This window comes from Sinomicrobium endophyticum (assembly GCF_052983315.1).
In genome coordinates this window covers 74,080-85,976 of record NZ_JBRKIS010000030.1, presented here as the reverse complement: position 1 = coordinate 85,976, position 11,897 = coordinate 74,080, and the positions used below count along the sequence as shown (strand labels likewise).

At 37.9% G+C, this 11,897-nt stretch carries 8 protein-coding genes; 1 reads left to right on the top strand and 7 read right to left on the bottom strand.

Features of this window, described 5'->3' with window-relative positions; genetic code table 11:
* Positions 1–121: 121 nt before the first annotated feature.
* Positions 122–1,273 carry a FecR family protein gene (locus ACVBDU_RS12265; protein WP_447180047.1) on the bottom strand — a complete coding sequence of 384 codons (1,152 nt, stop codon included), beginning with the start codon at positions 1,271–1,273 and terminating at the stop codon, positions 122–124.
* A 135-nt stretch (positions 1,274–1,408) separates the two neighbouring features.
* Here ACVBDU_RS12265 and ACVBDU_RS12260 point away from each other — a divergent pair, with 135 nt between their 5' ends.
* A complete protein-coding gene (locus ACVBDU_RS12260) occupies positions 1,409–1,957 on the top strand; it encodes an RNA polymerase sigma factor (RefSeq protein ID WP_447180046.1) in 549 nt (182 codons plus the stop codon).
* 297 nt (positions 1,958–2,254) lie between these two features.
* Here the strand turns inward: ACVBDU_RS12260 and ACVBDU_RS12255 are convergent, their stop codons facing one another.
* The 6 genes from ACVBDU_RS12255 to ACVBDU_RS12230 all read right to left on the bottom strand — a co-directional run bounded on the left by ACVBDU_RS12255 (position 2,255) and on the right by ACVBDU_RS12230 (position 11,895).
* Positions 2,255–3,226 (bottom strand): DUF6268 family outer membrane beta-barrel protein, encoded by a 972-nt coding sequence (locus ACVBDU_RS12255; protein ID WP_447180045.1) that lies wholly within the window; start codon positions 3,224–3,226, stop codon positions 2,255–2,257.
* Between the two features lie 33 nt (positions 3,227–3,259).
* Entirely contained in the window at positions 3,260–6,322 is a 3,063-nt protein-coding gene (locus ACVBDU_RS12250; protein WP_447180044.1) for an efflux RND transporter permease subunit, read from the bottom strand.
* A gap of 12 nt (positions 6,323–6,334) precedes the next feature.
* Positions 6,335–7,384, bottom strand: a complete 1,050-nt coding sequence (locus ACVBDU_RS12245; RefSeq protein ID WP_447180043.1) for an efflux RND transporter periplasmic adaptor subunit — start codon at positions 7,382–7,384, stop codon at positions 6,335–6,337.
* A 17-nt stretch (positions 7,385–7,401) separates the two neighbouring features.
* Positions 7,402–8,802 carry a TolC family protein gene (locus ACVBDU_RS12240; protein ID WP_447180042.1) on the bottom strand — a complete coding sequence of 467 codons (1,401 nt, stop codon included), beginning with the start codon at positions 8,800–8,802 and terminating at the stop codon, positions 7,402–7,404.
* A gap of 98 nt (positions 8,803–8,900) precedes the next feature.
* The gene (locus tag ACVBDU_RS12235) at positions 8,901–9,767 is read right to left on the bottom strand and encodes a helix-turn-helix domain-containing protein (protein WP_447180041.1); all 867 of its coding nucleotides are present in this window, start codon (positions 9,765–9,767) and stop codon (positions 8,901–8,903) included.
* 781 nt (positions 9,768–10,548) lie between these two features.
* Positions 10,549–11,895: an alkaline phosphatase family protein gene (locus tag ACVBDU_RS12230; RefSeq protein ID WP_447180040.1), complete on the bottom strand. Its 1,347-nt coding sequence runs from the start codon at positions 11,893–11,895 to the stop codon at positions 10,549–10,551.
* Positions 11,896–11,897 lie beyond the last annotated feature (2 nt).

Here is an 11,897-nt window from a genome sequence, read left to right as displayed (position 1 = left end):
TTGAATTAGTTGGTTTATTTCTGTAAATCAATGAACACAAATCGGGAAATGCGGCTACATTTTCCGATTTTTTTGTTCAAGGCCCGTGTGTACTTTAGGTTTTCATTTTAGTTTTTATTGGTTAGTTGATAATTATTTTATTCTTCTTTATCGTATATTCAAAAGGGTAGCTTTGCTGAAATGATTTTAAAATCTGCTGAATGGATTCTTCTTTGAATTTAGCCGTAAACTTCTCTTTCGCCAACCCGCTGTTCCGGTTTTCTATTTCCACATTAAATTTCCGTTCCAGGCTCTGTATGATGTCAGAAAAATGAGCACCTTCAAAGATCAATTCCCCCTGCATCCATGAAGTGTATAACGAAGTATCCACAGTATGGGTATTGACAGGTTGCCCGGCCTTGTCAAAAACGGCCATTGTTCCGGGACGGATGACGAGGGACTCTTTCTCGTCATAGCGATCTGTATCTGCATAGAGTGCCACTTTCCCTTCCACAAGAACCGTATTGACCGTGGTATCGGATTCGTAATTATTGACATTAAAATGCGTTCCCAGCACCCGGATATTGACATCATCAGCATGTACCACAAAGGGCCTGGACGTATCTCTCGCCACATCAAAATAGGCCTCCCCTTTTACATAGACCTCCCGGGTACCGGTAACTCCTGCATTCCGGGGAAATTTCAGCCAGGTCCCTGCATTGAGTGTAACACGACTGCCATCACTCAAAACTAAAATTGCTGTTTTTCCATGCGGGACATCTATTTCGTTATAGGCCAGGGTACCTTTTTCTCCGGTAGCCATATATTTTATCGTATCCCCGGCCTGTTCTACCTGTATATCTTCCGAAGCGTTGATCATGGTATAGTCCGTTCCCTGTAAAGATTTTATCAAGGTATCCGACAAATGGAGTATCACCGGGTTGTCTTCTACGATCAACTGGCCCGGAGTATTTGACCTCTTGTTCGTCATTATAAAACCAAGTCCAAGTAAAACCACGACGGCTGCTGCATATTTAAAGAATACAGGGATCGTAAATACTTTTCTTTTTGTTCCCGGATGTTCCATGATCTTATCCAGGATCACTTTCTTTTTTTCCGGAGGTGTTGGTTTATACGACAATTCCGAAATACGTTTGTTTAATCGTGCATAGGTTTTAAACTCCTCTGCATAAGACTCGTCCTTTAACAACTCGTCAAGATCATATTGTTCTTCATCCGATATATCACCGGAGAAATACTTATGTAATAAATGTTGAAATCGTTTTTTTTCCATAATACTACGACAAGGGGCTTTTTACAACAAGACACAAAGGTTTTAAAAAACCCCTACGCCGGATTCATATTTTTTTTTTCATTTTTGTTAAAACAAAATTATTTTTTCTTTAAATAATGATTTACACGGAAGTTAATGAAGTATTCCCTTGAAAATAGCACCGAATTAATAACCGCTCTTAAATCGGGAAACGGCGATGCCTTTAAATTTATTTTTGAAGCGTTGTACGACGATTTGGTACGTTATGTATTCAGTTTGTGTAACGACAGGGCCAAAGCTGAAGATATCGTCCAGGGGACTTTTGTAAAAATATGGGAACAACACCAATCACTTGCTATAAATTCGTCCGTAAAAAGCTATCTCTTCCGCTCTTGCCATAATAGGTTTATCAATAGCCTTCGGGGGGATAAGAACACTGTTTCCCTTTCGGATAACATGTATCTCGAAAATTTCCTGGAAGATAAGAGTGATCTAAAAGAGGCTTCCCGGAACTATGAAATACTTCAAAAAGCCATCGAAGATCTGCCTCCGAAATGTAAAGAGATTTTTACACTACACAAATTCAATGGATTAAAATACAGGGAAATAGCGGAAAAATTAGACATTTCCATCAAAACTGTGGAAAACCAGGTATCGAAGGCGTATCAAAGGCTTAGGGAAGTTTTTTTTGACGATAAAATATAGAGTTTCCGGAGACTTTTTTAAATTTTTGTTTAATATCCGTTATATCATCATATCACGTGCTATATTCTCAAAACACGAGGTGTTCTACCCCGTGTTTATTTCAAAAGAAACCAGCGGCTAACTCAAATAGCAAACTTTCTGGAAAATAAAAGTTCAGGGCCTGTGCACATGTCTGCCGCATCTCCACATACGAAAACTGGTCTGTGCCGTGCCGGGAGTTTTAATAATATCCGGATTCGTTCAGGTGGAGATGGCCTTTAAAGATATATCGTATTCTATAAGCAAAATCTTGTTTTTTTAGAAAGGATTGAATGAAATGCCTATATTAAAATAACCATTGATATCCTGCGTAGTGGTAATAATTTGATCAACCGAGTTTATTTCCCGTAATTGTCCACTGAAAATGGTTGAAACTCCCCCCTGAAATGTGGTGAAAATTTTATTACTCAATTTATATTCATATATGAACCCGGTTTTTATTTCATTTCGTCTGTATGCATAATCATCCTGAAAACGGGGCTGGTTTGGGTAAGCGAATACATCTTCCCCGTCAAAATTCAGACCAAGCGACAGGCGGTCACGACCAAATAAAGTCCTTCTAAAATAGACATATTTGGGCAATACTACATCCAAGGTCCAGGGCGAACTTTGAAATTTGTGCTCATAAGAAAAAACAGGTAACACCGGAAATATGGATGTCCTTTTGGTTTGCACCAGTAAACCTGCAGTTATTGTTGTCTGTTCTGTGCGTTTGAGTACCAGGCTTCCTATAAGCACGGCATTTATTCGTTCATATCCTTTATCGGATCCATCAGCGGTAATGGAACCATTATAGATAAATGTTTTTCCAAATAACTTGGAGAAATAAGTAAAATTCAAAGCGGTACTGAAATAATGAAAGTTTTCCTGCCCGTCGTGAAACAAACTGTTTTCCGGATCCAGTTTATTTTCCACATCCGAAAATTCGAAAGAATCATATTTATATCTTACAGAACCACTTATTACATATTTCTTTTTTTTGACGATAGGAAAATTTAAAGCGACTTTAACCCGTTTTTGGCTTTTTATGGTTCCTTCTTCTAAATCTCTGTTTTCCAATTCCGAAGTATAATCAGTAGGGGTGAATTGCTCGTACTGAATGTCTAAAAAACGAGTGCCTGGGAATTTATCTGTAATTTCTTTTGCTACCTTTTTCTTAACGGAATCATTAGATTCCTGTGCATAAATAGCTGACGATGATAGTAATGCTATAAACAAAATCTTTTTCATATTTTTGAGAATTACGGTTATCTGGTTTGAATATCAATTTTTATCGGGTGTTTTATGTAAAGTGACTGAAGGCGCTATTAGTTTATAAACTACGGGAGTTACCAATCTTGTGAGTATGGTAGAACTTATAAGACCGCCTATAATAACCAAGGCTAACGGGGAGTAAAAAGGGGAGTTTTCCAGTACCAGGGGCACAAGTCCCAATATGGCGGTACAAGAAGTTAAAATAATGGGTAAAAACCGGGTTTCTCCTGCAAGTTCAATGGCTTCATCTATGCCCATTCCTTCTTCGCGGAGCTGATTGGTAAAATCGACCAAAAGGATGGAATTTTTAACCTCTATTCCCGCTAAGGCTATTATTCCTATGGTAGCCATGAACGAAAGGGTATTTCCGGTGATAAATAATATGGCCACCGCTCCTACTATTCCCAAAGGAATAACCGATAGTACAATAAGGGTACTTTTGAAGGTTTTGAATTCTAAAAGAAGAATAGCAATAAAACCGAAAACGGTGATCAGGATAATTGTTCCTAAACCTGCAAAGCTTTCCTGGCTGCTTTCCAATTCTCCTGCCGCCATAAAACGATAACCTTCCGGGAGTTTTATCTGTTGGATTTTTTCAAGTATTTCGTGGGTTACTTCCTGAATATTATACCCGTTCTTTACATTGCTGGTTACCAGTGCATACCTGTTTTTATTATAACGCTTAACCAGGGGAACAGAAGTTTTGTACTCCAGATCTGCCAGGTGATTTAAAGGGACACTCTCATTTGAAGGCGTTTTTATATATAGTTCCTTAAGAATATCCGGCGTGGGAGTTCTGCCAGCATCCATGATAGAAAGATTGATTTTGTAGTTGTCACCTTTTTCATCTTTATAATCCGCAATATTAAGGCCGCTTATCGCCATCCGGATCATCCTGTCAATCGTGTTTACGGGTATTCCCAATAAAGCGGCTTTGTCCTTATTGATAGCTATCTTTAAATCTGTCTGGTATGTCTGAAGTAAGTTGTTCGGATAAATTATGCCTTCCGTTTGCTTGATGATATTTTCAACTTTTTCCGAATACACCCGCAGGGAATCCAGGTTGTCCCCAAATATCCTTATGGCAATAGGCGCTTCTACGCCGGGACCTTGTTCAAATTGTTTGACTTCAATTCTGGCCCCGGGATAATTGTTAAATTTTCCTCTGAACTTTTCAATGGTGGCTTCGAGGTCTTCAAAATCCATTACCTCTGTACGGATAAATAACTGGGCGAAATTTTCGGCTGTTTCGTGGGTATCCACGTTATAATAAATCCTTGGATTTCCTTTCCCGATATTCGTATGGACGGCTTTTATCTTTTCATCTTTTAAAACCTCATTTTCGATATTTCTGGTAACCTCTTCTGTTTTATAGAGGTTAGTGCCTAAAGGAGTTTCTATATTGATCAGGAACATCGGTTTTTCCGACTTGGGAAAAAGGCTAAACCCAACCACATTCACCAGGGCAATGCTTCCGACAAATAGTGCTACAGCAATAAAAATAGTAGCGTATGGACGTGATAACGCAAGGTGCAATACCGGACTGTAAACTTTATTGATGCCTTTTTGCAATTTTCTCAGAATAATATTGCCTCCTTCATGTTCATGCTTTTTCAATAATAAACTGGCTAAAAAAGGAACTATAGTCAACGATACGAAAAGGGAAGCTAATACCGTAGTAATAACGGCCATGGGCATACTCCTGATAAATTCTCCCGAGGTGTCCGGTAAAAACACCAAAGGTATAAAAGATACGATGAGAATGGCGGTACAGCCTAAGATTGCCACCCCGATTTGATGGGTTGCTTCAATAGCTGCCTTATATGGAGAATACCCGTTTCTTAAATAACGTTCAATATTTTCAATGACCACGATACTATCATCAACCAGTATCCCCAGGGCTACGATCAAGCCTACAATAGTCAACTGATTAATGGTATATCCTAAAAAATCTAAAAGAAAAAGTCCGATGGCTATGGAAAGGGGAATCGAGATCATAACCACCAACGATGCCCGCCAACCAAGCGGTGTTAATGTGAAAATGACCAAAATAATGGCGATAGCAAAGTCCCTGAAGAAATGGTCTAACCGGTGTTTTACATCATTTGCCTGAATAAAATTATTTTCTAATGTGATATGGCTGGGCAGGGTTTTCGAAAAATCATCTATAATCGGGGCAATTTGATCATAATCCTTTATGATATTGGTCCTGCGTTTTTCACTTACGGCTATATATATACATCGCTTACTGTTGTAACGGCCTAAGTAACTTTCCTTTTCATACCCGGACCGAACAGTAGCTATATCTTTAAGAAACAAAATATTGCTCCCCGAAGAGCCTACAATCGTATTCTCTATTTCGTTTAGGCTTTGATAGTCTCCACTGGTTTGTACATTATATTTTTTATCGCCGGAATGCAGACTTCCTGCCGGAAGATTTGCAGCTTCTCCACTTATAGCCGCCATGATCTGGTCTACAGAAATATTATTTTCTGCCAGTTTTACGGGGTTAATATTTACCTGGATCTGTTGTGTAGGATAAGCCAATAATTCAACCCGTTTAACGGCTCCAACCTTTTCTATTTGCGTTTTCAATTCATCGCCCCGATCATACAATTCTTTATAGGAAGCCGTTTCGCTAACCAGGGCAATTTGATACGTATTTACGTTCGAAGGGTCCGATCTGTTAATTTTAAGTTCCTGTAGATCGCCAGGTAACTGATCCCTTAAGCTGTTTACCTCCCGTATGACTTCATTGTACTTTTCATCAACATTTACTCCATAATCAAATTTTACAGACGTTTTTGAAACCCCGTCGTTTATATCCGATGTTATTTTTTGAACATCGTCTAAACTGTTTATTTTTTCTTCTATAGGTTTTACAATGAGTTTTTCCATATCCTGCGGACTCGTACCGGGATAAATGGCAGTAATGGAAAAGGATGGAGAATTGATCACCGGGTCTTCCCCCCTGGGCATATTCAGGAAAGAATTCAACCCTAAGCAGCTCGAAAGCAAACATATAACGATGGTAAACTGATAGTTTTTAACTGAAAAATCTACTATTTTCATTGAACGCAGGAATTATGGATTGCTGTTTTTTACAATTATTTGAGCGTTAGGACTGAGGTAGGAAGCCCCGTCTGTAACCACTTCTCCGGCATCTTCAAGGCCAGCGGATATAGCAACCCGATGTTTGTCGATAAAGGCAATTTCTACTTTTCGTTTTTCAACCGTTTTTTTATCTTTTTTAAGAATGTAAACACTCCCTGCATAGCCATTTGCTTCCGTAAGGGAAATACTGGGGATAAACTGTAGTTTCGCTGTTTGAGAGGGGGATATTTTAACTGAAGCCACCAGGCCATTGACCAGTTGGTAATTACCGGGATTTATTTTCAGCTTGATCTTGAAAGTTCCGGTGGAAGGATTTGCCGCACTGCCTACCTCTGAAACAGATGCTTTAAATTCTACCTGTTTATACGCATCTATGGTAACTACGGCAGCATCACCAACTTTAACTTTTGTCCAGTCTTTATCTGAAATGCCAAGTTCTATAATCCAATCGTTTTTATCTGTTGAACTTATCCGGTAAACTGAAGTTCCTGCCGGAACAAATTCGCCTTCATTCATAAATTTGTTTAGCAAAGTTCCTGAAGTATTGGCATAAATGGAGGTATATTTCTGATTGAATTTTGCAATGTTATATTGTTGCAGGTTACTGCTCAAAACGGCTTTTTTCTGATCAAATTCTTCTTTGGTAGCCGCACCTTCTTCATAAAGGTTTTTTATCCTTTCAAAATCCTGTGCTGTCATTTCGTAATTACTTTTTGCAATGGCTAATTGGGCATTGATTTCTGTCGGGTTAATGGTGGCCAGCAATTGTCCTTTTTTTATGGCTTCCCCTTCCTTTGCATATAACCTGTTTATATATCCCGCCGTCTTAAAAGAGAGGTTTGTTTCCACGTCAGAGGAAATAACACCACTGGATAAAATGGGGGACGCATAGTTTTTTGAAATTACTTTAGCGGTTTTTATCGGAATAACTTCGGTTTCCGAAGTAGGTTCTTCCTGATTTTGGCAAGATAAAATCAAGCTTGTAAGACTTGAGTAAAATATGATTTTAAATATTTTCATGGAGAATGTTTTTTTAATTAAAATGGATAGGATGCGGTTATTTGCTCAAGGGCTGTTTGTTTGAACAATACATCGGTTTTTGCTTGTTCATATTCTAATTGTTGATTAATCAACTGATGAAAAGCATCGTTCAGTTCAATTAAAAGCATAATCCCCTGGTCATAGCGAGCCTTTATTTCCCTGTAATATTTTTTGAGATCTTCTACATTTTGCCGGGTGTTTTCCAGTTTGGTTACTGCGCTTTCCAGGTCACGCAGCACATTTTTTGTATCCAATTGGTATTGTTTTTCGGCCTGGGAAAGTTCGTTTTGTAATCTTTCAACATTAATCTTTGAAATGCGTACGTTGTTTTTATTGCGAAATCCTGTAAACAAGTCCCATTTTAAAGAAACCATTCCCTGTAAATACTGATCTTCGGGTTCAAACTTGAAATAACTGTTTTGATACCCCAGATCAAGAGAAGTATAAATCGTAGGTAGGAATGCCGATTTTTTAATTTTCACATCGTATTCGGCCTGCACAATCTGACTTTGTAAAGATTGCAGTTCGGGCCTGTTGGCAATACTGTGTTCTTGAAATAATGTATTATCCGAAGTATATGAAAATCCGCCGGTATCCATGTGGATGGTTCTGGTTAAGGGTTGGTTGGTAAGGAAATTCAAATATGCACAGGCATTCTCAAAATCATTTTGTGCTTTTTCGAGCGCTGCACTGTTGTTATTTATCTGGGTGTGTATTTGCAGCGCGTTACCTTTAAGGGCCGTACCGTTTTTCACCTTTGACAACGTGTTGTTGTAGTTATCCCGAAGGAGTATATCTGCCTTTTGAAGTGTTTTTATTTGATTATTTGCCTTAATAATATTATAATAGGCCTCTTTAATATCTCTTACTAATTTTCTCTTATACACAAGTACTTCTGCCTCTTGTTGGGAGATATTTTCCTTCCTTAATTTCTTCTGTACAAATATTTCTTTATCTATAAGCGGAACTGCCAGGGAAAGCCTGTGATTGTAAAAATCATTAGCGTTTAAATTAAAAGTAGCGTTGGGTATATTTTGAAAGTCGTTGGATTGCGTAAGCTCATTTAATGAATTATAGACCGGATTAAGAAGATCTCCTATAGGAAATGTAAACGCCCTTCCGCCGGAACTATAAGTATAGTCACTTTTAAAGGCCAGTGTGGGATAGAACATCCCTTTAGCAACTTCTAATCGGTAATGTGCTTCTTTTAGGCTTAATTCTTCATTCTGTAAGGCTATATTATTGTTTAACCCTTCTTCAATATAACCTTGAATAGTTTTATTTTGCGCAAAAGAAGAAATACAAACCAAGAGGAATGACCAAAATATTCCTCTTCTTTTAAAGCTTTGTAAAAAGCTTCCTTGAGAACTTACCTCAAGAAACTTATGGTATATCATTGAAAGTATCCTTTTTAAAAGACCGAAGACCGGTCTCGATTATCTGGATACAAATCAATGCATTGCTGTACAATTAAGAGTTTCGATTTATCGGAACTCTATAAATCGGGACATATTTGTGAAGAAAGATAGATTGAAGGAGTGGTTCCCGTTTCTTTTTTAAAGGCCTTATAAAAAGAAGATTTAGAATTAAAACCGACTTCATAAGCTACAGAAACGATGTTATATTTTGAAAACTCAGGATGCTGTAATAGCTCCATAGCTTCTTTGATCCTGTAACTATTAACAAGACTGCTGAAATTTTGATTATAATTGGAATTTATGATTTCCGATAAATATCCGGGGCTAATCCCTATTTTTTCCGCAATATACTCCCTACTGAGATCAGGTTTCCTGTACAACTTACCTACATTTAGCAACTCATCAATTACTCTTACATATTCGGGCTCATTTCCCCTACTGGTTTTTCCCGAGCCGGAAAATGCCCGCTTTCCGGGATTATTTGAAGCAGGTTTTAATTTTTGAGTTATTTCATTTCTTTCATCCTTAATCCTCAGTTCTGAAATTCCTCTGAAACAAAGCCAGAAAAAATAAACGGAAGTGAATAGTTTTAAAATATTTGAAAACCATTCGACCTTAAAATCGAAGACCAATTTATAACAGTTAAAGCTAATAAACAGTAGCGTTAGTAAATAGCTGACCCCTTTGATTTGATTTAACCAGTTTTCATCGAGTTTTAAAGTGTTTTGTGTTTTCTCGGCCTTAATTGTACCAGAGATCTTATAGAAAAGACAGGAAGAGAATACAAATAATGAAATATTTTCAAACCAATACAGGTAGCTGAATTTAAGCCGGGTGACCTCAACATAAACGTCATTATGTAATTTAAAAATTACACTTAAGGCCGTAAAAAAAACAAAAGGGATAAACAATAAAATACTGTTCCTTTCTTTATCACTTTTCACAATATTTGCTATGAATAAATAGATAAATACCGGAAATATAAAAGCGAGTCGTACCCCCTGAAAAAAATTAATAAGAGAATTTCCAAAAAAGTCTTTTTGAAGGTATAGGTTTTCGGTTTTATCGATCAATAAAATTGAAGTAATGGTAAGAATAGCAAACAATATATATTTATTGTCTTTAAAGTTGTATTCTTTATAAAAATAGAGAACACTACTCAGAAAACAGGTGAAAATTGAACTGATAATAAGAGAGTAATTAGAAATTTCCAATTCTTATTGATTATGATTCGTCTGCTTCTATAACTCCAATTCATTTATTTTATTTTATTCGAATAAATCGCTGTGTTTTAAATTGTTGTTAAACTTAGTTCTTCTCTCTAATAGAGTTCAGTTTCACATAGATCCTGTATGAATTATTTTAGTTTTTTTGAAATCAATTCGTGGAAATTGCATTTTAAGTGCAGGCTTTCATACTATAAAGTACTTTTGAGAAATATACACATATCAAGTATCCTGTCTACGGAAAGGATGAGCGCTATTTGTTAGTTCTCGAGGGGACAGCACTATTTTTGACCCAAGCACCTTATAACCAGCATATTTGGTCTTATCTTAAATCGAACTCAAGTTAAATTACTGTAAAAGAACACGCGTAGAGAAGCAAGTGGTACACATCACTTTGTTCCTTTCTACAGGGATTAATTCTGTACAGAACAAGTTTATGTAATAGGTCCGCCAGGCAACCAATTTTCCCGACGGACCTGATATTAATAAGCCAGTTTTATTATTTTTCCATGTCTGGTAACTCCTGGCTTAATATTCCCGGATAAACAACACCTTCGGATCCGGGGAGATCGATATTGAGCAGAAAAGCTATTATGGACGGAATATCTTCCAGCTGCATAAACGGAATATTTTTCCCTTCTTTGAATCCGGCCCCGTACCCTATAAAGCCGGTATATATTTCATGAAAATCCGGATAATAACCGTGTTTGCCACCTGTTTTTTCCTTTAAAAGCGGCCCTTTCATATCGTTATCAAAACAAAATCCCTTGTTTGCTGAGATAGCCAGGGACACACCAGGGGTGCTTTTTATCTCTTTCAATTGTTCTGCATCAATAATTTTGAACATACTTTTCCAGGCCAGGGGTAAACCCTTCAACATCTGTTTCGTTTTTTCAATTGTCTTTTTATCATTTTCATCCCGTAAATGTAAAAATGCAGATCCTCCGGTAGAGAAGAAAAATGCTTTATCCGCAAGGCCGTTTTCCTTTAGCCACAGGTTGGGTGAAATACTCGTATGTGTAGTTACAAAACCGTGGTCACCGGTAATAATGATAGCGGTATTCTCCAGAATCCCGGCTTTTTCCAGGGCGTCATAAATGTAGCCAACGCTGTTATCCGCTCCTGCTATAGCCCTCTTTACCTGGCTTCCCCGCCTTCCTTCTCTGTGCTGTGCCCCGTCCGTATTGGGCAGGTGTACCGTCAACAGATTGGGTTTGTATTTTTCCACGATATAACCGGCAATTCGCCCGAGATTCGCATCCATTCTCAGGGAGGATAAGTTGTATTCATCTATTTCCAGTTTTCCCGTGACCTCGGATACCGCTTCTTCAAACAGGCCTTCCGGATGGGCATACTTTGCTGTGGCTCCTCTCCTGTCCATTGGATTATCAAAAGACCATATTTCCGGTATATTATAATCTATATATGGATTATTGACCGTTATAGGCCAGGAAACCGAAGCTGTAGTCTTCCCCTTTTCTTTGGCTGCCTGCCATATGGTTTTCGCCCTGATCTCTTTATGGTCGTATATCCAGTTGCCTGGTTTGCCGTCCTTATTCACACTGGTATTGTAATAAATACCGTGTTCCGCGGGCAAAACTCCGGTTGCCAGGGTAGTATGTGAAGGATAGGTCACCGATGGAAAAATAGTTCTTACTTCATCGGCATAAATTCCTTTTTCCGCCATTATTTTCAGGTTGGCCGTCGGCCAATAATCATCTTTATAAAATTCCGGCCGGAAACCATCGATACTTATCAATACTACGTGTTCTACTTTTTGGGCACTGCTTGAAGCAAAGGTAAAAACAGCCCCGAAAATCAGTATGGTCCTTATTATGTGTTTCATTA